The sequence below is a fragment of the Streptomyces sp. NPDC020983 genome (assembly GCF_044333485.1).
In the GTDB taxonomy this organism is placed as follows: Bacteria; Actinomycetota; Actinomycetes; order Streptomycetales; family Streptomycetaceae; genus Actinacidiphila.
Genome location: NZ_JBIRRA010000001.1, coordinates 687,165 through 707,909, shown reverse-complemented (window position 1 = coordinate 707,909; position 20,745 = coordinate 687,165). Strand labels below are relative to the sequence as shown.

The window sequence follows — 20,745 nt, the reverse complement described above, 5'->3', positions numbered from 1 at the left end:
CCCCGGCGCGGGTCAGGAGGCGGCGGCTTCCAGTGCCTGGAACTGCTCGTCGGTGAGCTGGATGCCCGCGGCGGCCGTGTTCTCCTCCAGGTGGGCGACGGAGGAGGTGCCGGGGATCGGGAGCATGACGGGGGAACGGCGCAGCAGCCAGGCGAGGGCCAGCTGGGAGGGGGCCGCGTCGTGCTCGATGGCGATGCGGGTCAGGGGGCTGTCCGTGCCCGCGAGCGCACCCGTCGCCAGCGGGAACCACGGAATGAAGCCCAGGCCGCGCGCCTCGCAGTAGTCGAGGACGGGCTCGGACGCACGGTCGGCCAGGTTGAAGCGGTTCTGCACCGACGCGATCGTCGCCGTCCGGCTCGCCTCCTCGATCTCCGCGACCGTCACCTCGCTCAGACCGATGTGCCGGATCTTGCCCTCCGACTGGAGTGCCGCCAGCTCCCCCACCTGCTCGGCGACCGGCAGCTTCGGGTCGATCCGGTGCAGCTGGAGCAGGTCGATGCGCTCCACCCCCAGATGCCGCAGGCTCAGCTCGACCTGCTGCCGCAGGTACTCCGGCCGCCCCACCGGCACCCACACCCCCGGGGCCGGCCGGGTGAAGCCCGCCTTCGTCGCGATGACCAGGTCGTCCGCGTACGGGTGCAGCGCTTTCCGCAGGAGCAGGTCCGCGGTGAAGGGCCCGTAGGCGTCGGCCGTGTCGATGAAGTTGACGCCCAGCTCCGCCGTCCGGCGCAGCACCCGCACCGCCTCGTCCGGATCCGCCGGATCCCCCCACACCCCCGGCCCGGTCAGCTGCATCGTCCCGTATCCCAACCGGGTGACGGGCAGATCCCCGCCCAGCAGGAAACTCCCGGAGGCCAGTGCCACTGGCGTGGTCGGCTCGGACATGGCGTTCTCCCTTCGCTGAGCCGACCTTATGCCTCCCACCGGCGGGCCGCCGCCGACGCCTCGGGGGCCGCCGGCCTCCCGCCCCTCCGCCCGCCAGGCCCCGGCGCCCGCCCTCCGGCCGGAAGCGGAGCGCCCCGGGTGGGCGCCCCACCGGCCCGTGGTCCGGAAACGCCGGCAGCCGCCTCTCCGGGCCGGTGACGTGGCGCACCGCGGCGTTACCGGGTGCGCGCGTACGGCGCAAGGTCGCACAGGGGCCCTTACCGGCGGCCGGAGAAAAGCGTATGGCGCCCCCGCCCGCGTCCCCCGAAAGGGCGCCCGGCTGTTGACAGCACAGGTTTATCGGCAATACTGCCCGCCGTGGAGCAGCGCACAGGTTCGATCACACCGGCGATACACCCCGCAGGGACCGATCCGGCATTCGTGCCAGGTCTCCTGCCCCCGCGTTCCGACGCGGCCGAGGATTCGGCCCCGGAACCGGCCGACACGGACGCGGCGGAAGGTGCCGCGGCGCCGGCAGCGGAGGACGCCTCCGTCACCGCCGAGGCCGCCGCTCCCGAAGCCGAGGCGGCCGGGAAACCGGCCCCGGCCGAAGCCGCGGACGACGACGCGGACGCGGAGGACGAGGTGGACCGCGGCGAGCCGCTGTTCGAGGTCTCGGACCGCCGCGCCACGATCCTCGCGGACAAGGTCGGCATCATCTTCCGCCTCGACGAGGAGGAGGCGGATTTCACCTGGGACGAGATCGGCGCCGTCGAGATCGACACGCCGCGCTTCGGCAAGCGTTTCAAGGTGACCGTCTACACCGGCCCGCGCCGGTGGTTCGAGGCGCACGTCGAGGCCAGGTCCCGCAGCCTGCTCAAGACCTGGACGGCAGAGCTGGACGCCGTCCTCGACGAGCACTTCGAGGACCCGGAGGCCGCCACGGACGAGCCCGAGGAGCCCGGAACGGCCGAGCCCGGGACCGAGGAGTCCGCGCAGGAGACGGCGGAGGCCCCCGCGACCGCGGACGGGACCGAAGCCGCGGACGCCGAGGCGAAGGCCGAAGCCGTGGACGCGGAGGCCGAGACCGAGGCCGAGGAGAAGGCCGAGGAGGCCCCCGCCCCCGCCCCCGCGTCCGGTTCCTCCGCCCTCAAGCCCGACAAGCCCCTCAAGCCGAACAAGCCGGCCGGCAGGACGGCGGGCAAGGCAGCAGGCAAGCCCGCGGGCAAACCCGCCTCCAAGCCCGCCTCCAAGCCCGGCGGCAAGGCGTAAGCACGGCACCGCGCCGTCCGGCAAGCCCGTACGGCGTCAGGACCTCTTCCGCACGCGTTAAGAACGCGTATGGAAACCCCGCGCGGCTCCCCATGAGCCGCGCGGGGACCGCACTCTGACCGAGGCTTCCGTACGCGCCGCGGCCTTCCGCCCGCGGCGCGCTCGGTGGCGCGCACGGTCGACGGCGACCAGACTGCGTAAATGACCAGGTCATCCCGCGATGACCCGCCTCACCACGCCCTGTCGCCCCACGACGGCGCTGCACCCTAGGAGCCCGGTCACCATGCCCACCACCGTCGGGGCGAAGGAGCACGAGCCGCACCCGCGCCGGGTGCGCCTGCGCGCCTGGATGCTCGAAGGCCTGTCCGACATGGCCAAGGACGAGCCCGCGGGCCGCACGAACGGCGGCCGGAAGCCCGCGCCCGGCGACGGGCCGGAGGAGACGGCCGGGGCCCACGGCCAGCCCTGGTGGCGCGTCATGTGCCTCACCGGCGTGGACTACTTCTCCACCCTCGGCTACCAGCCGGGCATCGCCGCGCTCGCCGCCGGGCTGCTCTCCCCCATCGCGACCGTCGTCCTGGTGATCGTGACACTCGCGGGCGCCCTGCCGGTCTACCGCCGGGTGGCGGAGGAGAGCCCGCACGGCGCGGGCTCGATCGCGATGCTGGAGCGGCTGCTGTCGTTCTGGAAGGGCAAGCTCTTCGTGCTCGCCCTGCTGGGCTTCGCGGCGACGGACTTCCTGATCACCATCACCCTCTCGGCGGCCGACGCCTCCACCCACCTGGTGGAGAACCCGCACTTCTCGTCGGTGCTGCAGGGCCGGCAGATGCTGATCACGCTCGTCCTCGTGGCGCTGCTGGGCGCGGTCTTCCTCAAGGGCTTCCTGGAGGCGATCAGCGTCGCGGTGGTCCTGGTCGGGATCTACCTGGCGCTGAACGTCGTCGTGGTCGTCGACGGCCTGTGGCGCGTTCTGACGGCCGGGCACCTGGTCACGGACTGGACGAGCGGGCTGACGGCCGAGCGCGGCAACGTCTTCGTCATGATCGGCGTCTCGCTGCTGATCTTCCCCAAGCTCGCGCTGGGCCTGTCCGGCTTCGAGACGGGCGTGGCGGTCATGCCGAACGTCCGGGGCGACACCGGCGACACCGAGGACCGCCCGACGGGCCGGATCCGTGACACCAAGAAGCTGCTGACGACGGCGGCGCTGATCATGAGCGCGTTCCTGATCACGACGAGCTTCATCACCACCGTCCTGATCCCGAAGGACGACTTCAAGGCGGGCGGCCCGGCGAACGGCCGCGCGCTGGCGTATCTCGCGCACGAGAACCTGGGCTCGGGTTTCGGCACCGTCTACGACTTCTCGACGATCGCGATCCTGTGGTTCGCGGGCGCCTCCGCGATGGCGGGCCTGCTCAACCTCATGCCGCGCTTCCTGCCCCGCTACGGCATGGCGCCGCACTGGGCGCGTGCGGTGCGGCCGATGGTGCTGGTGTTCACGCTCGTGGCGTTCCTGGTGACGTGGATCTTCGACGCGAACGTCGACAAGCAGGGCGGCGCCTACGCGACGGGCGTGCTGGTGCTCATCAGCTCGGCGGCGATCGCGGTGACGATCGCCGCCCGGCGGGCCGGGCAGCGGCGGTGGACGGTGACCTTCGGGATCATCGCGGTGGTGTTCCTCTACACGACGGTCGTCAACGTCACCGAGCGGCCGGACGGTGTGAAGATCGGTGTGTGCTTCATCGCCGGGATCATGCTGGTGTCGTTCCTGTCCCGGCTCGCGCGGGCCTTCGAGCTGCGCGTGACGAGCGTCGAACTGGACCCGCTCGCCGAGCGCTTCGTGCGTGACATCTCGACCCGCAAGGTGCGCTTCGTCGCGAACGAGCCGGGGCTGCGGGACGCCACCGAGTACCGCGACAAGCTGCAGCAGATCCGGCTGGACAACGACATCCCCGCCGAGGACGACCTGGTGCTCGTGGAGGTGACGGTGACGGACGCCTCGGAGTTCGAGTCGGCGCTGAGTGTGCACGGCCAGGTGCTGCACGGCCGCTACCGGGTGCTGTCGCTGGAGAGCGCGTCGGTGGCGAACGCGCTGGCGGCCCTGCTGATGCACGTACGCGACCTGACGGGCTGCAAGCCGCACATCTACTTCGAGTGGACCGAGGGCAGCCCCTTCGGCAACTTCCTGCGCTTCTTCCTCTTCGGCCACGGCGAGGTCGCGCCCGTCACCCGCGAGGTGCTGCGCGAGGCCGAACCGGACCGCTCCCGCCGCCCCCGCGTCCACGTCGGGTAGGCGGCGGCCGCCGGGTCCGGTACGGCGGGCGGCCGAGGCCCTCCCCGGGCCCCGCCCCCCGGCGCCGCCCCAGCGGCTCGGCCCGAGCGGCTCAGCTCCAGCCGTACAGCTCCTTGAGCCGGTTCACGACGATGTTGAAGCGGCCGCGGTCGAGCGCGCAGGCCTCGCGGCGCATGCCCTGCTCGTGCAGGCGCAGGACGCGGTCGACGTCGACCCACGAGTCGCGGCCCTCGCGGTCCCAGGGGCCGGCGCCTATCGCCACCCACTCGCGGTCGTGGTCGTGGCGCTTGCTGGAGAGCCGCACCGCGAGCAGCGTGCCCGCCGCCTCGCGGGCCACGACGAGGACGGGCCGGTCCTTGCCCCGGCCGTCGTTCTCCTCGTAGGGCACCCAGGTCCAGACGATCTCGCCGGGGTCCGGATCGCCGTCGTGGGCCGGGGCGTATGCGGTACGCACCCGGCCCACGTCCTTCGGGTCCGCCTGGGTGGTGCGGTAGGGGCCGTCGGCGCCCGGGAAATCGGCGTGGCTGTCGCTGCGGGTAAAGGTCGTCACCCGGACGACCGTATCGGCCGCGCCCCCGCCGCGTCACGGCCCCGCCGTCAGGCGCTCACCAGCGGTCGTGCACCTGTGCGCGGATCCGGCGGTCGTACAGCTCGCGCACGCCGTCCAGCACCGGCTGCGGCAGCGCGGGAAGCCCGGCCGCGGCGGCGTTCGCGCGGGCCTGCTCGACGTTGCGGGCGCCGGGGATGACGGAGGTGACGCCGGGCTGCTGGATGATCCAGCGCAGCGCCGTCTGCGCGGGGGTCGCGCCCTCGGGGGCGAGCGCGGCGAATTCGACGGCGGCCTCCAGGCCCGTCTCGTAGTCGACGCCGGAGAAGGTCTCGCCCTGGTCGAAGGCCTCGCCGTGCCGGTTGTAGGCGCGGTGGTCGTTCGCGGCGAAGACGGTCTCGCGGGTGTACTTGCCGCTGAGCAGGCCGGAGGCGAGCGGGACGCGCGCGATGATGCCGACGCCCGCGGCGGCCGCGGCGGGCAGCACCTTCTCCAGCGGCTTGAGCCGGAAGGGGTTGAAGATGATCTGCACGCTGGCCACACCGGGGCGGGCGATCGCGGCGAGCGCCTCGTCGCACGTCTCGACGCTGACGGCGTAGGCGGCGATGCGCTGCTCCTCGACGAGCGTGTCGAGCGCGTCGTAGAGGGCGTCGGAGGTGTAGACGGCGGTGGGCGGGCAGTGCAGCTGCACCAGGTCGAGGGTGTCGACGCCGAGGTTGGCGCGCGAGCGGTCGTTCCAGGCGCGGAAGTTCGCGAGGCTGTAGTTCTCGGGCAGCTGCTCGGCGCGGCGGCCCATCTTCGTCGCGACGAAGATCCCGGCGTCCGGGCGCTCCTTGAGGTAGCGGCCGATGAGCTGCTCGCTGCGGCCGTCGCCGTAGACGTCGGCGGTGTCGAAGAAGGTCACGCCCGACTCGACGGCGGCGTCCAGCACCGCCAGGGCGTCGGATTCCCTGACGTCGCCCCAGTCGGCGCCGAGCTGCCACGTCCCGAGGCCGACGACGGAGACGGGTCGGCCGGTCCTGCCCAGTACACGCTGTTCCATGCCAGCGATGCTACGACGCCGCTCGCGCCGCGGCCCCCGGCCCCGCCCGTACGGCGGCGGGACCGGGCGGCGGCGTCAGCGGGTCCTTGACTCCAGCGCCCTGTTCAGGTCCAGGACGTTGACGCGCGGCTCCCCGAGGAAGCCGAGGTCGCGGCCGTGCACATGGCGGGCGACCAGGTCGTGCACCGCCGCGGGGTCCAGGCCGCGGGCCCTCGCGACCCGGGCGGCCTGCTCGTACGCGTACGCCGGCGAGATGTCCGGGTCGAGGCCGGAACCGGAGGCGGTCAGGGCGTCCGCGGGGACGTCCTCCGGGGCGACCCCGTCGAAGGCCGCGACGTCCTTGCGGCGCTGCTCGATCGCCTTGACCAGGCCGGGGTCATTGGGCCCGAGATTCGACGCGCCCGACGCCAGCGGGTCGTAGGCGCCCGCCGAGGGGCGCGGCTGGAAGAACCTCGGGTCGGGGCGCGGGGCCTCGTCCGGGTCGTCCGGGTTCTTCCTGGGCAGGTCGAAGGTCTGGCCCAGCAGGCCGGAACCGACCGTCTTCCCGTCCTGCCGCACGAGCGATCCCTCGGCCTGGTGGTGGAAGGCGGCCTGCGCGACGCCGGTGACGGCGAGCGGGTAGAGAACGCCGGTGATCACGGTGAGCACCAGCAGCATCCGCAGCGCGGCGAGGTGCCGGCGGACGGGCGCGGGGAGGTGGTGGGCCATGGTGTGTCTCCTTTCGGTGCGGTCCGCCGGTCAGCGCAGTCCGGGGACGAACTGGACGACCAGGTCGATGGCCTTGATGCCGAGGAAGGGCAGGACGAGCCCGCCGAGCCCGTAGATCCGGATGTTGCGGCCCAGCAGCGCGCCCGCCGACGACGGCCGGTAGCGCACCCCGCGCAGCGCGAGCGGGATCAGCGCGACGATGATCAGCGCGTTGAAGATGATCGCGGAGGCGATGGCCGACGTCGGGCTGTGCAGCCGCATGACGTTGAGCGTGTCCAGGCCCGGGTAGGCGATCGCGAACATCGCGGGGATGATCGCGAAGTACTTCGCCACGTCGTTGGCGATCGAGAAGGTCGTGAGCGCGCCGCGGGTGATGAGCAGCTGCTTGCCGATCTCCACGATCTCGATGAGCTTGGTGGGGTTGGAGTCCAGGTCCACCATGTTCCCGGCCTCCTTGGCGGCCGAGGTGCCGGTGTTCATGGCCACGCCCACGTCGGCCTGGGCGAGCGCGGGCGCGTCGTTGGTGCCGTCGCCGGTCATCGCGACGAGCTTGCCGCCCGCCTGCTCGCGCTTGATGAGCGCCATCTTGTCCTCGGGCGTGGCCTCGGCGAGGAAGTCGTCGACGCCCGCCTCGGCCGCGATGGCCTTGGCCGTCAGCGGGTTGTCACCGGTGATCATCACCGTGCGGATGCCCATCCGGCGCAGTTCGTCGAAGCGCTCGCGCATGCCCGCCTTGACGACGTCCTTGAGGTGGACGACGCCGAGCACCACCGCGGTCGTGCCGCCGTCCGCGTGGCGCACGACCTCGCCGACGACGAGGGGGGTGCCGCCGCTCGCCGAGATCGCGTCGGTCATCGGGCCGACCTCGTCGGTCGGGTGCCCGCCGTTGGCCCGGATCCAGTGCATGACCGCGGCGGCCGCGCCCTTGCGCAGCTCGCGCCGGTCGCCGTCCTCGGTGAGGTCGACGCCGCTCATCCGGCTCTGCGCCGTGAAGGGCACGAATTCGGCCTGGCCGCCCAGCTCCCGGCCGCGCAGCCCGTACTTCTCCTTGGCCAGCACGACGACGGAGCGGCCCTCGGGCGTCTCGTCCGACAGCGACGACAGCTGGGCGGCGTCCGCCAGCTCGTCGAGGGAGATCCCGCCGACCGGCAGGAACTCCGCCGCCTCGCGGTTGCCGAGGGTGATGGTGCCGGTCTTGTCGAGCAGCAGCGTGTTGACGTCACCGGCCGCCTCGACCGCGCGCCCGGACATCGCGAGCACGTTGCGCTGCACCAGCCGGTCCATGCCGGCGATGCCGATCGCGGACAGCAGCGCGCCGATCGTCGTCGGGATGAGCGCCACGACGAGCGCGACCAGCACGACGAGCGACTGCTCGGCGCCCGCGTAGATCGCCATCGGCTGGAGCGTGACGACAGCCAGCAGGAAGACCACGGTGAGCGAGGCGAGCAGGATGTTGAGCGCGATCTCGTTCGGGGTCTTCTGCCGGGCGGCGCCCTCGACCAGGGCGATCATCCGGTCGATGAAGGTCTCGCCGGGCCTGGAGGTGATCGTGACGACGATCCGGTCGGAGAGCACCTTCGTGCCGCCGGTCACCGCGCTGCGGTCGCCGCCCGACTCGCGGATGACGGGCGCGGACTCGCCGGTGATCGCCGACTCGTCGACCGAGGCGATGCCCTCGACGACGTCGCCGTCACCCGGGATGATCTGCCCGGCCTCGACCACGACGTGGTCGCCGAGCCGCAGGTTCGCCGCCGGGACGCTCTCCTCCTCCAGCGTGCTGGCGCCGTGCCGCCAGCCGGTCAGCCGGCGGGCGACGGTCTCGGTCCTGGTCCTGCGCAGCGTCTCGGCCTGCGCCTTGCCGCGGCCCTCGGCCACGGCCTCCGCGAGGTTGGCGAAGACCACCGTCAGCCACAGCCACACGGTGATCACCCAGGCGAAGACGCCCGGGTCCCTGATCGCGGAGAAGGTCGTCAGCACCGCGCCGGCCTCGACGACGAACATGACGGGGTTGCGCACCATGACCCGCGGGTCGAGCTTGCGCGCCGCGTCCGGCAGCGACACCAGCATCTGCCGGGGGTCCAGCAGGCCGCCCGATATCCGGTGCGGTTCGTGCGACGGTGACGGCTCCGGCGAGCCGCCCGACGGGACCGGCCGCTGCCGGTCGGTGGACAGGGACATCAGTGCAGACCTTCCGCGAGCGGACCCAGCGCGAGCGCGGGGAAGTAGGTGAGGCCCACGACGATCGTGATGACGCCGGTGAGCAGGCCGACGAACTGCGGCCGGTGGGTGGGCAGCGTGCCCGCCGTGACGGGGACGGGCTGCTGCTGCGCGAGCGAGCCGGCCAGGGCGAGCACGAAGACCATCGGCAGGAAGCGGCCGAAGAGCATCACCAGGCCGAGGGCGGTGTTGTACCAGTGGGTGTTCACGCCGAGTCCGGCGAAGGCCGAGCCGTTGTTGTTGGCCGCGGAGGTGAACGCGTAGAGCACCTCGGAGAAGCCGTGCGGGCCGGTGTTGAGCATCCCGGCGCGCTCGCCCTTGAGCGACATCGCGGCGCCGGTGCCGACGAGCACCACGGCGGGGGTCGCCAGGATGTAGAGGGAGGCGAATTTCATCTCCCGCGCCCCGAGCTTCTTGCCCAGGTACTCCGGGGTCCGGCCGACCATCAGCCCGGCCACGAAGACCGCGACGACCGCCAGGACGAGGATGCCGTACAGGCCCGATCCCGTACCGCCGGGCGCGATCTCGCCCAGCATCATGTCGAAGATCGTCATCCCGCCGCCGCCGGGCGAGAAGGAGTCGTGGAAGGAGTTCACCGCGCCCGTGGAGGTGAGCGTGGTGGACGCGGCGAAGAGGGCCGAGGCCCAGATGCCGAACCGCTCCTCCTTGCCCTCCAGCATCCCGCCGGCGGAGTGGCCCGCGGTGCTGCTGACGCTGTGCAGCTCGTTGACGGTGACGAGGGCGACGGAGGCGGCCCAGATCAGGCCCATGACGGCGAGGATCGCGTAGCCCTGCCGGTTGTCGCCGACCATCCGGCCGAAGGTGCGCGGCAGCGCGAAGGGGATCACCAGCAGCAGGTAGATCTCGATGAGGTTGCTCGTGCCGTTCGGGTTCTCGAAGGGGTGGGCGGCGTTGGCGTTGTAGAAGCCGCCGCCGTTGGTGCCCAGCTCCTTGATGGCCTCCTGCGAGGCCACCGGGCCGCCGGTGAGCGACTGCCTGTCGCCGATCAGCGTGCCGATCTCGTGGATGCCGTGGAAGTTCTGCACCGCGCCCAGCGCCACCAGCACGAGGGCGAAGACGAACGCCACCGGCACCAGCAGCCGTACGACGATCCGGGTGAGGTCGACCCAGAAGTTGCCGATCCGGTCGGTGCGCCTGCGCGTGAAGCCGCGGATCAGCGCGGCCACGACGGCGATGCCGACGGCCGCGGACACGAAGTTCTGCACCGCGAGCCCGGCCATCTGGACCAGGTGGCCCATCGTGACCTCGCCGCTGTACGACTGCCAGTTGGTGTTGGTGACGAAGGAGGCCGCGGTGTTGAACGCCTGGTCCGCCCTGACCGGCGGGAAGCCCAGCGACAGCAGCAGGTGGTTCTGGAGGCGCTGCATCCCGTAGAGCAGGAGCAGCGAGACCGCCGAGAAGGCCAGCACACTGCGCAGGTACGCACCCCACTGCTGGTCCGCGTCCGGGTCCACGCCGCCGAGGCGGTAGAGCCCCTTCTCGACGGCGAGGTGCTTGCCCGTGGTGAGGACGCGGGCCGTGTAGTCGCCCAGCGGGCGGTAGGTGAGGGCGAGGGCCGCGACCAGGACGGTGATCTGGAGCCAGCCCGCGAGAGTGTCGTCCATCAGAACTTCTCCGGGAGGACCAGGGCCAGCACGAGGTAACCGAGCAGGACTGCGGCGACCACGAGCCCGATGATGTTGTCTGCGCTCACAGCCGCCCGGCCCCCTTGGCGACAAGCGCGAGCACGGCGAAGACCGCGATCGTCACGGCGATGAATACGAGATCGGACATTTTCCGCGGCACCCCAGGTGGTGACAGGCGTGATGACGGCCGAGGACGGCACGGGGGCCCCGGTCGGGGCCCCGCTGCTACGGTCGCCCCGGCGCGGGCCGGGAACGCCGCCGTTGACGTTTCCCTTGCGCGCGCGGCGGCGGCGTTGACGTGGCCTTGACGCGGGCGGGGCGGGCGGGGTTTGCGCGGGCCCGGGTCCGGCGTACGCTCGTAATGCGGTCGTATGACCGCGAAACGGTCATATATGTGCGTGCGCACGTACGGCGGAGGTGCGGCATGGCGTCACACGGAGGACGCCGCGGGCCGGTACAGGACCCGCGGGACGCGCACGGCGAGGCGCCCGGCGCGGACCCGGCCCTCGATCCGGAGGCGGCGCACCGGCAGGCCCTGGTGCTCAGCGAGGTCGCCGCCGAGGGGGCGGTGGGGCTCTTCCGCGTCCTGCGCCGCGCCGCGTCCGGGGACGAGGACGCCGCGTCCGTCCCCGTCTCCTCGCTGCTGCGGGCCATCCCCGGGATGACGCTGTTCGACTCGCACGACTTCCTGGTGCGCGCCCACATCCCGCCGTCCGCGCAGGCCGGCTCGCTCACCGCGGGCCAGCGGGTCGCCCTCGTCTACGTGGTGGACGGGGCGCCGCTCTCCTCGCAGATCGCCTGATCAGGCCCGCGGGTCCGGCCAGACCATGTCGATCTGGCACTCGTGGGTGACGTATCCGGCGCGGTGGAAGGCGTTCGCCATGGGCACGTTGCCGACGTCGGTGGACGCGCGGATCCGCGGGACGTCCGCCTCGTCCTGCGCGGCCAGGACGCGGGTGCCCTCGGCGAGCACGTCGTCGATGAAGCCCTTCCCCCGGTGGGCGGGCAGCACCGCGAGGTACGCGATGATCGGGTGGTAGGCGTTGCGCGCCGGAATGACGAACCCGACCGGCTCGCCGCCGTCCGGCAGCGTCGCGACCCGCCACCACTCGCGCGGTGACGCGTACCGCTCCAGCTCCTCGTCGTACTGCTGCTCCGCGGCCTGCGCCGCCGTCATCCGGGTCAGGTCGTCGCGGCTGTGCGCGTCCAGCGTCCCGTCGAGCACCTGCGTCATGAGGCCGACGAGTTCGGCCCGGTCCCGCACCCCGCGGAAGGCGAGCCGCCCGGCCGGCTCCGGCACCGGCGTCCCGCGCCGCCACTCCAGCCGCAGCCGCTCGACGAACAGCCGCCCGCCGGTCCGCTCGACGATCCGCATCCGCTCCTCGACGCCCTCCCGGACGGCCGCGTCCTCCCGCCAGTCCGGCGGCACGAAGCGCGTGTACCCGGGGCGCCGTGTCCCCTCCGGCAGGACGGCCGCCCCGGCCGTCTCCAGCAGCCGCACCCCGGTCCCGGCGTCCTCCCCCGCGGCGAGGTCCAGGATGTCCAGGAACATCGGCGCGTCCCCCGCCGCCCGCGCCCACCAGGCCACCCGGGCGACCAGCTCGTCCCCGCGCAGGGCGACCCACATCCACTCCGGCCGCCGCCGCCCGGCGGCGAGGTCGGCGGCGAGTTCGCCGTTGAGGACGTAGGGCAGCCGCGAGAAGAGGCCGAGTTCACCGGCCCCGCTGATCGGCCGCAGGGTGAGATCGTTCACCCCCGGTTGACGCTCAGCGCACCCCGCAGAGTTCCCGGTCCACCAGGTCGCTCATGGCCGCCTGGGTGTCCGGTCCGCCGTCGCTGGTCGCGTACACCACCGCGCTGCGCGTCCCGTCCGCGGTGACACCGCCCCAGGTGTGGTAGCCGAGCAGTTCCCCGGGATGCGCGTAGTAACTGCCGCCGCAGGACAGCGGGATGCGGCCGAGGCCCAGCCCGTAGTCCACCTGGAGGTCGGGCGCGGGCACGGTCGACGTCATCTCCGCGAGCTGCGCGGGCGCGAGCAGCCGGCCGCCGAGCAGGGCGGTGTAGAAGCGCGCGAGGTCGTGCGTGCTGCTGATCAGCGCGCCCGACCCGACGGCCATGCTCGGGTCCAGCACGGTGACGTCGGTGGGGACGCTGGTGCCGTTGAAGGTGGCGTAGGCGTCCGCGTGCGGCCCGGTGACGTACGGGAAGGCGCCCGGCGCGCTGGTGTCCCGCAGCCCCAGCGGCCGGATGATCCGGTCGGTGACCTCCTGCGCCCAACTGCGCCCGGTGACCTTGCCGATGACCATCGCGGCGAGCGTGTAGTTGGTGTTGGAGTAAGTCCACCCGTCGCCGGGCACCCGCGGCTGCGTCATCGCGAGCGCCACCAACTGCTCGGGCGTGTAGGCCCGGTAGCGCCCGGCGGCATAGCCCTCGGCGGTGTTCAGCGCCGGTACGAGCGGTGCGACGTCCGGCACATGGCTGGTGTGCTGGAGCAACTGCCGTACGGTGATGGCCCGTCCGTCGTTGCCGTTGCCCCGGACGACGCCGGGCAGCCACTTCTCGACGGTGTCGTCGAGGGAGAGCCTCCCCTCGCCGACGAGCTGGAGCACGACGGCGGCGGTGAACGTCTTGGTGGCGCTGCCGATCCGGAACCGGCCGTCCGCGGGCATCGCCCGGCCCGTCCCCGCCGTCGCCGTTCCCGCCCGCGCGGTGACGTCCCCCTGCGGGGTGAGGACTTCGGCGCCGACCCCCACGACTCCGGAGGCCCGCACCGCGTCCACCTCCTGCTGCAACGCGCTCCGCGCTCCCGGCGCCGCCTCCCCCGGCGCAGCGGCCAGCAGCACCATGACGGCGCCGCCGAGCGCGGCCGCCCCCCGTACCCATTTCCGCGTCCCGAACACCGGCATGCCCTTCCCCCGTTCCGTCGCGCTCCTTCCCCTCCATCCCACCAGCGGACCGGCCCGCGTCCCACCCGGCTGCCCCCCTGCTCCGGGCGGGGGTCAGCCCCCTCCCGCGCGGGCCGCGGCCGCCGACATGGGCGCGGCCCGGACGCCGGAGGGCGGGAGCGTCCGGGCCGCCGGTCACTGCGCTCCTCAGGGGAGGGTCAGGATCTGGTACGGGTCGCCGTAGGTCCTCCAGTGCAGCGGCGGGTCGAGGTCGAGGTTGCCGGCCTGGAGGAAGAGGCGCTGCTCGGTGTCGACACGGCTGGTGTCGTCGTGTGCGTCCTCCGTCTTCATCGCCGCCCTGCGGGCGTCGAGGAAGGCGTTGAGGTAGGCGGTCTCGTCGCCGCCCTGCGCCGGGGTCCTGGCCTTCTTCATCGCGGTCCTGCGGATGCCGCCGAAGCTCACGGGGTCGTCGCCGGGGCCGTGCATCACGATCGCGTCGTAGTAGATGAACTGCCCGAGCGTGCCGATGCCGTCCGCCTTGCCCTGGTTCACCGCGGGGTCGAAGTAGACGCCGTCGCGCTCGTCGTTCTGGGCCTGCTGGAAGACGGTGTCCCCGGCGGCGGTCCGCCACGCGCTCACGAAGGCCGAACCGAGGCCCGCGTGGGAGTCCGAGCCGTTGACGTCCTCCAGCGCGGGCAGGTATTTCGCCAGGACGTTGCCCGGCTTCATGTCCGTGTAGTGACGGACGAGTTCGAGCATGTCGCCGGTGCCGGAGCAGAAGCCGATGATGCCGGCGGTGTAGCCGCGGCCGTCGCCGATGTCCTCGATGTACTTGTACTGGGACTTCCAGTCCAGGGTGGAGTTCTCGGCGGAGGAGACCAGCTCCATGGCCATCTCCTTCTTGTGCGGGTCGGCGAGCCCCGCCCCGGCCGCGTGCGGGGCGGTGACGGCGGGGACGGCCGCGGTGCCGGTGCCGGCCAGCGCGAGGGAGGTGCCGCCGGCGGCGAGCAGGGCGGTCGCGGCGAGCAGGGCGACCCGGCGGGTCGCGTGGGGGGACTTGTGCACGTGCGTCTCCGTTTCCGGCCGCCGCGGCACCGCGAAGGTGCGGTGGGACGGCCTCGGGCGGGGGTGGTGCGTGCGGGACTGCGGGTGGATGGTTAGGAAAGCTTCCTAACCACTGGCATTCAAGCACCGGGGCGCCCGCGCGCCAAGGGGCCGGAGCGAAACCGCGTGCGGTACGGGGGCGGGCGGGCGCGTGGGCTGGGCCTGCCTCGGCACCCGCCCGCGGGGCGTCCGCCGCCCCGTTGTCGTACCCCCGCGGCACACTGGAGACATGTGCCGAAGCATCAAGACCCTGCGTCCCCCGATGGCGCCCGAGGTCCACGACGAGGACATCCGGGCCGCCGCGCTCCAGTACGTCCGCAAGATCTCCGGCTTCCGCGCGCCCGCGAAGCACAATCGCGAGGCGTTCGACGCGGCGGTCGAGGCGGTGGCGGCGGCCACGGCGACGCTGCTGGACGAGCTGGAGATACGGGGGTCCGCCGCGAAGGCGGCGAGCTGACGGGCCCGGGGCCCGCACAGGGCTGCTCCGCGCCCCGCGGAGGGCTCAGCTCTCGACGGCCATGCGCACCCCGAGCAGCAGCAGGACCCCGCCCGAGACCTGTTCGAGGCGGCGGCGGACGGCCGCGCGGGAGATGAGGTGCTGCAGGCGGCCGACGCACCACACGTAGGTGCCGTAGTAGCCGATCTCGAAGACGGCCCAGAGCGCGGCCAGCCCCACCATCGCCGGCAGCTGCGGCGCGCCCGCCGGGACGAACTGCGGCAGGAAAGACATCGCGAAGACCGCGGCCTTCGGGTTGGCGAGGTTCAGCAGCAGCCCCGAGCGGTAGGAGGCGAAGCCCGAGCGGGGCACGGCCTCCGCCGCCGCGCCCTCCCGCATGCCGTCGCCGCCCGGTTCGCCCCGCCGGGCCTCCAGCAGCGTGCGCACCCCGAAGCCGATGAGCGTCACCGCGCCCACCACCCGCATGACGTCGTAGGCCACCTGCGACGCGGCCAGCAGCGCCGTCAGCCCGAAGGCGGCGACGGTGCCCCAGACGAAGACGCCCGTCTCGTTGCCCAGCACGGTCAGGAAACCGGCCCGGCGGCTCCGCAGCGACTGCCGGATGATCAGCAGCGTGCTCGGCCCGGGGGAGGCGGCTATCAGCGTGCAGGCGCCGAGGAAGGGCAGCAGGGTGTGCAGCATGCGGCGAGCGTACGGCGCGGGGCGGGCGCGGGGCCGCCGGATTTCCGCCCGGCGGCCCCCGGCCCGCGCCGCCCTACCAGGCGAAGGCCTCCGGCGACGGCCCGGGGCCCGGGAAGATCGCGTCCAGCTCGGCGAGGAAGTCCGCGCCGAGGTCGAGGTCCAGCGCCCGCAGGGCCGACGCGAACTGCCCGGCGGTGCGCGGCCCGACGATCGGCCCGGTCACACCCGGCCGGGTGAGCAGCCACGCGAGGGCGACCTCGCCGGGCTCCAGCCCGTCCCGCGCGCACAGCTCCTCGTAACGGCGGACCTTCTCCCGTACGGCCGGATCGGCCAGCCCCGCCGCGGCCCGCCCCATCGACGTCCGCGAGCCGCCGCCCTCCCGCTCCTTGCGCAGCGCGCCGCCCAGCAGCCCCTGGTTGAGCGGCGACCAGGGGATGACCCCGAGCCCGTACGCCTGCGCCGCCGGGATGACGTCCATCTCGGCGCTGCGCTGCGCCAGGTTGTAGAAGCACTGCTCGCTGACCAGCCCGTACGACCCGCGGGCCCGCGCCGTCTCGTTGGCCTGCGCGATGTGCCAGCCGGCGACGTTGCTGGACCCGGCGTAGAGGATCTTCCCCTGCGCCACCAGCACGTCCATCGCCTGCCAGATCTCCTCCCACGGAGTGGCCCGGTCGATGTGGTGGATCTGGTAGACGTCGATGTGGTCCGTGCCGAGCCGCGCGAGGCTGGCGTCCACCGCACGCCGGATGTTCAGCGCGGAGAGCCGGTCGTGGTTGGGCCACGACTGCACGTTCCACGGCGTGCCGTCGTTGGTCATGTTCCCGTACAGCTTGGTGGCCAGCACGACCTTGTCCCGCCGCCCGCCACCCTGCGCGAACCACCGCCCGAGGATCTCCTCGGTGAGCCCCTTGCGCTCGTCGACCCCGTAGATGTTCGCGGTGTCGAAGAAGTTCACCCCCGCGTCGAGGGCGGTGTCCATGAGCGCGTGCGAGGTCGCCTCGTCCGCCAGCCCCCCGAAGTTCATGGTCCCCAGCACGAGTCGCCCGACCCGCAGCCCCGTGCGCCCCAACTGCGTATATCTCATGCCCCTCAGCCAACACCCTGGAGTGCACTTGAGGGCAAGCCTCACGCCGGGACACGGCGCGGGAGCGAAGCCGGGCGCTAGGCTCGAAGCATGCCTGCGGCAGACAGCGTGACGCTTCGTACCCTCGACGGTCTGCGCTTGTCCGGCAGCCTCGTGAAACCCGACACGCGCTCGTCGCAAGGTGTGGTGCTGGTCCACGGGGGCGGTGTCACCCGCGACGAGGGCGGGTTCTTCACACGGTTGGCCACCGGGCTGGCGGACAGTGGAATTCCCTCTCTCCGCTTCGACCTGCGGGGGCATGGTGAGAGTGAAGGGCGGCAGGAGGAGCTGACGCTCGCCACGATCCTCAACGACATCCGGGTGGCCGTTTCGCGGCTGCGGGACGCCACGTCCGTCCAGGAGATCACATTGCTGGGCGCCAGCTTCGGTGGCGGCGTTTGCGCATACTACGCGGCCAAACGTGCGGACGACATCTCGCGACTCGTACTGTTCAACCCGCAATTGGACTACAAGAAACGCACGATCGACACGCGCCCCTACTGGGTGGACGACTCGATCAGCGAGGAAGCGGCGCTGCGACTCACCGAGGACGGGTTCATCCAGTTCACGCCGACCCTGCGGCACGGCCGCCCGCTGCTCAACGAGGTGTTCTGGCTGCACCCGTACGCGGTACTCGGCGAGATCCGGTCGCCCACGCTCATCGTGCACGGCACCCGGGACACCTTCGTGTCGGTCGAGTCCTCGCGGTCCGCCGCTCGGCAATTCCGTGCACCGTGCGAACTCGTCGAGATCGACGGGGCGCAGCACGGCTTCGCCGTTCACGACGATCCGGGATATCGCGAGCCGCAGAGCCAGGAGTGGCAGGCGTTCGTCATACGGACCGTGATCGACTGGCTGACCCGGAGCCCATCGCAGGGTTAGGCCGCCATGAGCTTCTCGCGGAAATCACGCACCAGGGGGCGACTGCGCCAGCGGTTCAATGTCCGCGACACCTCACCCAGGATCCGGAGCGTGCGCTCCGAGTTCATGGCCGTGGCGACCTCTGCCGACACAGATCCGATGCGCGCCGCCTCGTCCGGTTCGCCGCTCAGCGCCAGGGCGGCGGACCGCCGGGCGTTGAAGAACCCCACATCCCGGCGAGAAAGTGTCCCCTCCGCAATGATTCTTCCGAAGAGGTCGGCTGCGAGGCTCGGCTTGCCCGCCTCCGTGTAGGTCACCGCGTTGCGGAGCAGCAAGGTGTGCTCGTTGAAATAGGATCCGAGCCCGCCCGGCTCGTCGTGGGCCGCGCGACCCAGCAGTTCACGAGCGTTGCCGAGTTTCTGCTCCACCAGTGAGAAGGGCTCGCCCGTCATCGCGCACCCCAGCGCTTCCTGCTGCGCCACTTCCGCCTGGACGCGGACCGGAAGCTGCCACCTCTCGTGCCGGCCTGCCTGCGCCAGTGCCAGGATGCGCCCTGCATCCCCCGCGTCGTACGCCATTTGCGATTTCTTGAGCAGCAAATAGCCCTGCATGGCCGGGTCGTCGGCCTCCTGCGCCCATTCCATGGCCCGGTCGTACCAGAACACGGCGGCGGTCGGCTGTTCGATGTCGCGATACAGCCACCCGACGAACTCCGCACCGTCCGCGCCGACGGACAGAAGATCTCGCCGGACGGCGGGCTTCACCTCTCGTGCGCTCTGCCCGATGGCGCCCAGCAGACCGAGGACCAGCGGGAGCGTTCTCCGTGCCCCCAGGGCCCCGTCGTCCTGCTTGGCCGCGTCGAGACGCTCCCGGAAGAAATCGACCACGGGGCCGTCGAGATTGCGGCGCGCGTCTTCCAGCACTGCTGCTGCCCGTTGCATCTCGTCGGAGTCGCCCACCGTGGGGACCATGGCGGCAATTCCTCCCATGAGGAGGGCGCGGCGATTGAGTGGGCTCATGACCTCGTACTCCTGGATTGCCCCGTGGTGACTCCGGGCTCCTTCTCCGGAGTCAGTGGTGATCGGGACGCTACCGCAGTCGGATGCGGCTCCATCGACGTCGCCCCGGGAACCCTCCCAGGGGCGCGGGGCAACGCCCAGCAATTCACCGGGGATACCGAATCCGTCGGCGACGCGCTCGATCACTTCGCGCCCTCGAATGCCGCGGACGCCCCGGATGATGTCGCTGACGCGGGTGCTGGTCATCTTCCCCACCGCGGCCGCGATCGCCGCGTGGCTGGAGCCCGTTCGCCTGTTGACCAGGCGGAAGATCTCCTGGAAGTTCCGCGCGGCGCAGGCCCGTCGCATGGCCTCGCTCTGCAACAGCGCCTCGGGGATTGTGAGCGGATAGCCGGTGCGCCGGATTTCGCGTTCGTCCATGGGTCACCTTGCGGAAGGCCAGTGATCCATTCCAGCGTAGCTCCCGGACAGGGAGCGGGGTTCCCCGAATGGACATCAACGGGGTACCCCGTTGGGGCTTGCGGGGTTGCCCGCCCGCTGTTCCTTCCGGCGCCCGGCCGCTCGAAGCTCGTGGACACGGCATTCGTGCCGTGCAGACCGGACCCCGGCACCGCTTGCGACGGCCCGGGGCGTGGACCACTCGAACGGAGCGAGCAGTCATGAGCAGTATCCATGAGGAGCCCGGAGGCACCACTCCGGCAGTACCGCGTCCGTGCGACCCACCGCGGTTCGGACGCGTCGGCCCTGCCGTGGCCGGGCCGGAGGCGATGCGGCTTCTGCCCTGGCCCGGCGACGGCGTACGCCCGTCCTACCTGAGCACCGACCGGGGCGACTCGTTCATGTCGGGTCTGGCGGACGGCCTGGAGAGGACACAACTCGCCATGGCCGAGAGGACGTTGCGGGACGCGGACTCGGCGTGGACGGACAGGACCCCGGGCACTGACCTGACCGGGATGGTTCCGCACCTGCTGCACGCGCTGCGGGACGCGGTGAGGGTGGCCGGTGGCCTGCGCGAGCGTCTTCATGGGTCCGGCCCCGCTGTTCCCGGCCCATCGGCCGAGGCAGGCAGCACACTGGCCCGCGAGATCGCCTGGAACGGGGCCGACGGTTCACCGCTCTTCCGGGGCCTCCCCGTGACCGTCTCCGAGAGCCCGACCGAGGTGGTGTACCGGTGGCCCGGTGAGCCCGTGTACGTCGGCACGGCCAGGCGGTTGCTGCGGCGTCATCTGGCACGGCGGGGGATGACCGGGCTGGCCGACACCGCGGAGCTGGTCCTCTCCGAGCTGGTCACGAACGCGCTGCGGCACGCCACCGCCGCCGAGGACAGCCTCGTCGAGACGCGGTTCACCTGCCTGCCGGACGGCTCGCTCCGTATCGAGGTCCACGACGCCGACCCCACCCGGCCCGAACTCCGCGCGCCTGGAGCCGAAGCCGACTCCGGCCGCGGGCTGGCCCTCGTGGACGCGCTCACCGGTGGGCGGTGGGGTACCGGGGACCGCGCGGGGATCGGCAAGACCGTCTGGGCCGAATGCGCCCCCGAGACTCCCCCGCTCCTGCCCGGATGACCACTTTTCCGCCCGCGCGCTCTCCCGGCGCGCGGGCGAGCACTATTCCGCGTCGAGTTGGTGATCCGCCCAGACGTAGGTCTCCGGTAGCAGCTCGGCGATCGGTACCGCCCGCAGCGCGTCGCCGCCCCCGACGATGACGCGCACGCCGGGGAAGTAGTCCAGCATCACCTGGCGGCACCGGCCGCACGGCGGGATGACCCCCCGCTCGCGGTCCCCCACGGCGACGACCGTCCCCAGCTCGTACACCCCCTGCGCGGCCGCCGCCCCGATGAGCACCAGCTCCGCGCACGGGCCGCCGGTGAAGTGGTAGGCGTTCACGGCGGTGACGATCCGCCCGTCCGCGCCCCGCCCGGCGGCGGCGACGGTGTGGTTGTCCCCCCGGCACCGCTCGCGCGCGACGCGCGTGGCCGCCTCGACCAGCTCCCGGTCGACGTCCTGGGCAGTCGTCCCGTCCATGTGCC

20 protein-coding genes are annotated in these 20,745 nt (G+C 72.4%); 6 read left to right on the top strand and 14 right to left on the bottom strand.

Annotated features, from left to right (window positions below; translation table 11 throughout):
- Nucleotides 1-12: 12 nt before the first annotated feature.
- Nucleotides 13-885 carry an aldo/keto reductase gene (locus tag ACH4SE_RS03335; RefSeq protein WP_398541543.1) on the bottom strand — a complete coding sequence of 291 codons (873 nt, stop codon included), beginning with the start codon at nt 883-885 and terminating at the stop codon, nt 13-15.
- 420 nt (nt 886-1,305) lie between these two features.
- Between ACH4SE_RS03335 and ACH4SE_RS03330 the strand changes: the two genes are divergently transcribed.
- Nucleotides 1,306-2,136 carry a hypothetical protein gene (locus ACH4SE_RS03330; protein ID WP_398541542.1) on the top strand — a complete coding sequence of 277 codons (831 nt, stop codon included), beginning with the start codon at nt 1,306-1,308 and terminating at the stop codon, nt 2,134-2,136.
- A gap of 283 nt (nt 2,137-2,419) precedes the next feature.
- Nucleotides 2,420-4,426: an amino acid transporter gene (locus ACH4SE_RS03325; protein ID WP_398541541.1), complete on the top strand. Its 2,007-nt coding sequence runs from the start codon at nt 2,420-2,422 to the stop codon at nt 4,424-4,426.
- A 91-nt stretch (nt 4,427-4,517) separates the two neighbouring features.
- Here the strand turns inward: ACH4SE_RS03325 and ACH4SE_RS03320 are convergent, their stop codons facing one another.
- The 6 genes from ACH4SE_RS03320 to kdpF form a co-directional block, all read right to left on the bottom strand.
- A complete protein-coding gene (locus ACH4SE_RS03320) occupies nt 4,518-4,976 on the bottom strand; it encodes a type II toxin-antitoxin system PemK/MazF family toxin (protein ID WP_398541540.1) in 459 nt (152 codons plus the stop codon).
- A gap of 55 nt (nt 4,977-5,031) precedes the next feature.
- Nucleotides 5,032-6,015, bottom strand: a complete 984-nt coding sequence (locus ACH4SE_RS03315) for an aldo/keto reductase (protein ID WP_398541539.1) — start codon at nt 6,013-6,015, stop codon at nt 5,032-5,034.
- 75 nt (nt 6,016-6,090) lie between these two features.
- Nucleotides 6,091-6,723, bottom strand: coding sequence for a potassium-transporting ATPase subunit KdpC (kdpC, locus tag ACH4SE_RS03310; protein WP_398541538.1), 633 nt, complete (start codon nt 6,721-6,723; stop codon nt 6,091-6,093).
- A 30-nt stretch (nt 6,724-6,753) separates the two neighbouring features.
- A complete protein-coding gene (gene kdpB, locus ACH4SE_RS03305; protein ID WP_398541537.1) occupies nt 6,754-8,901 on the bottom strand; it encodes a potassium-transporting ATPase subunit KdpB in 2,148 nt (715 codons plus the stop codon).
- On the bottom strand, nt 8,901-10,565 hold the full coding sequence (gene kdpA, locus ACH4SE_RS03300) for a potassium-transporting ATPase subunit KdpA (protein WP_398541536.1): 1,665 nt from the start codon (nt 10,563-10,565) through the stop codon (nt 8,901-8,903). Before kdpA ends, kdpB begins: the two co-directional genes overlap by 1 nt.
- Nucleotides 10,565-10,654, bottom strand: coding sequence for a K(+)-transporting ATPase subunit F (kdpF, locus tag ACH4SE_RS03295; RefSeq protein WP_398541535.1), 90 nt, complete (start codon nt 10,652-10,654; stop codon nt 10,565-10,567). The genes kdpA and kdpF overlap by 1 nt, the downstream gene beginning before the upstream one ends.
- 356 nt (nt 10,655-11,010) lie before the next feature.
- Between kdpF and ACH4SE_RS03290 the strand changes: the two genes are divergently transcribed.
- Nucleotides 11,011-11,388: a hypothetical protein gene (locus ACH4SE_RS03290; RefSeq protein WP_398541534.1), complete on the top strand. Its 378-nt coding sequence runs from the start codon at nt 11,011-11,013 to the stop codon at nt 11,386-11,388.
- On the opposite strand, the gene ACH4SE_RS03285 is transcribed toward ACH4SE_RS03290, so the two are convergent.
- The 3 genes from ACH4SE_RS03285 to ACH4SE_RS03275 form a co-directional block, all read right to left on the bottom strand.
- Nucleotides 11,389-12,339 carry a GNAT family N-acetyltransferase gene (locus ACH4SE_RS03285; RefSeq protein ID WP_398541533.1) on the bottom strand — a complete coding sequence of 317 codons (951 nt, stop codon included), beginning with the start codon at nt 12,337-12,339 and terminating at the stop codon, nt 11,389-11,391.
- 13 nt (nt 12,340-12,352) lie between these two features.
- Nucleotides 12,353-13,492 carry a serine hydrolase domain-containing protein gene (locus ACH4SE_RS03280; RefSeq protein ID WP_398541532.1) on the bottom strand — a complete coding sequence of 380 codons (1,140 nt, stop codon included), beginning with the start codon at nt 13,490-13,492 and terminating at the stop codon, nt 12,353-12,355.
- 186 nt (nt 13,493-13,678) lie between these two features.
- The gene (locus tag ACH4SE_RS03275) at nt 13,679-14,536 is read right to left on the bottom strand and encodes a chitosanase (protein WP_398541531.1); all 858 of its coding nucleotides are present in this window, start codon (nt 14,534-14,536) and stop codon (nt 13,679-13,681) included.
- 268 nt (nt 14,537-14,804) lie between these two features.
- Here ACH4SE_RS03275 and ACH4SE_RS03270 point away from each other — a divergent pair, with 268 nt between their 5' ends.
- Nucleotides 14,805-15,032, top strand: a complete 228-nt coding sequence (locus ACH4SE_RS03270; RefSeq protein WP_398541530.1) for a DUF2277 domain-containing protein — start codon at nt 14,805-14,807, stop codon at nt 15,030-15,032.
- Nucleotides 15,033-15,077: 45 nt separating this feature from the next.
- Here the strand turns inward: ACH4SE_RS03270 and ACH4SE_RS03265 are convergent, their stop codons facing one another.
- Nucleotides 15,078-15,713, bottom strand: a complete 636-nt coding sequence (locus tag ACH4SE_RS03265; protein WP_398541529.1) for a LysE family translocator — start codon at nt 15,711-15,713, stop codon at nt 15,078-15,080.
- A 73-nt stretch (nt 15,714-15,786) separates the two neighbouring features.
- Entirely contained in the window at nt 15,787-16,797 is a 1,011-nt protein-coding gene (locus ACH4SE_RS03260) for an aldo/keto reductase (RefSeq protein ID WP_398541528.1), read from the bottom strand.
- A 90-nt stretch (nt 16,798-16,887) separates the two neighbouring features.
- Here ACH4SE_RS03260 and ACH4SE_RS03255 point away from each other — a divergent pair, with 90 nt between their 5' ends.
- Complete coding sequence (locus ACH4SE_RS03255) at nt 16,888-17,718, top strand: alpha/beta hydrolase (RefSeq protein WP_398541527.1); 831 nt, start codon at nt 16,888-16,890, stop codon at nt 17,716-17,718.
- Here the strand turns inward: ACH4SE_RS03255 and ACH4SE_RS03250 are convergent.
- On the bottom strand, nt 17,715-19,136 hold the full coding sequence (locus ACH4SE_RS03250) for an XRE family transcriptional regulator (RefSeq protein ID WP_398541526.1): 1,422 nt from the start codon (nt 19,134-19,136) through the stop codon (nt 17,715-17,717). The genes ACH4SE_RS03255 and ACH4SE_RS03250 overlap by 4 nt on opposite strands.
- Nucleotides 19,137-19,375: 239 nt before the next feature.
- On the opposite strand from ACH4SE_RS03250, the gene ACH4SE_RS03245 reads away from it, so the two are divergent.
- Nucleotides 19,376-20,281, top strand: a complete 906-nt coding sequence (locus tag ACH4SE_RS03245) for an ATP-binding protein (RefSeq protein WP_398541525.1) — start codon at nt 19,376-19,378, stop codon at nt 20,279-20,281.
- Between the two features lie 42 nt (nt 20,282-20,323).
- Here the strand turns inward: ACH4SE_RS03245 and ACH4SE_RS03240 are convergent, their stop codons facing one another.
- The gene (locus ACH4SE_RS03240; protein ID WP_398541524.1) at nt 20,324-20,740 is read right to left on the bottom strand and encodes a cytidine deaminase; all 417 of its coding nucleotides are present in this window, start codon (nt 20,738-20,740) and stop codon (nt 20,324-20,326) included.
- Nucleotides 20,741-20,745: the final 5 nt, after the last annotated feature.

Excerpts from the sequence above, each read along its gene's own strand:
- ACH4SE_RS03335 (WP_398541543.1), bottom strand. The coding sequence starts at position 885 with ATGTCCGAGCCGACCACGCCAGTGGCACTGGCCTCCGGGAGTTTCCTG.
- ACH4SE_RS03325 (WP_398541541.1), top strand. The coding sequence starts at position 2,420 with ATGCCCACCACCGTCGGGGCGAAGGAGCACGAGCCGCACCCGCGCCGG.
- ACH4SE_RS03315 (WP_398541539.1), bottom strand. The coding sequence starts at position 6,015 with ATGGAACAGCGTGTACTGGGCAGGACCGGCCGACCCGTCTCCGTCGTC.
- kdpC (WP_398541538.1), bottom strand. The coding sequence starts at position 6,723 with ATGGCCCACCACCTCCCCGCGCCCGTCCGCCGGCACCTCGCCGCGCTG.
- kdpB (WP_398541537.1), bottom strand. The coding sequence starts at position 8,901 with ATGTCCCTGTCCACCGACCGGCAGCGGCCGGTCCCGTCGGGCGGCTCG.
- kdpA (WP_398541536.1), bottom strand. The coding sequence starts at position 10,565 with ATGGACGACACTCTCGCGGGCTGGCTCCAGATCACCGTCCTGGTCGCG.
- ACH4SE_RS03290 (WP_398541534.1), top strand. The coding sequence starts at position 11,011 with ATGGCGTCACACGGAGGACGCCGCGGGCCGGTACAGGACCCGCGGGAC.
- ACH4SE_RS03280 (WP_398541532.1), bottom strand. The coding sequence starts at position 13,492 with ATGCCGGTGTTCGGGACGCGGAAATGGGTACGGGGGGCGGCCGCGCTC.
- ACH4SE_RS03270 (WP_398541530.1), top strand. The coding sequence starts at position 14,805 with ATGTGCCGAAGCATCAAGACCCTGCGTCCCCCGATGGCGCCCGAGGTC.
- ACH4SE_RS03265 (WP_398541529.1), bottom strand. The coding sequence starts at position 15,713 with ATGCTGCACACCCTGCTGCCCTTCCTCGGCGCCTGCACGCTGATAGCC.
- ACH4SE_RS03260 (WP_398541528.1), bottom strand. The coding sequence starts at position 16,797 with ATGAGATATACGCAGTTGGGGCGCACGGGGCTGCGGGTCGGGCGACTC.
- ACH4SE_RS03255 (WP_398541527.1), top strand. The coding sequence starts at position 16,888 with ATGCCTGCGGCAGACAGCGTGACGCTTCGTACCCTCGACGGTCTGCGC.
- ACH4SE_RS03250 (WP_398541526.1), bottom strand. The coding sequence starts at position 19,136 with ATGGACGAACGCGAAATCCGGCGCACCGGCTATCCGCTCACAATCCCC.
- ACH4SE_RS03245 (WP_398541525.1), top strand. The coding sequence starts at position 19,376 with ATGAGCAGTATCCATGAGGAGCCCGGAGGCACCACTCCGGCAGTACCG.
- ACH4SE_RS03240 (WP_398541524.1), bottom strand. The coding sequence starts at position 20,740 with ATGGACGGGACGACTGCCCAGGACGTCGACCGGGAGCTGGTCGAGGCG.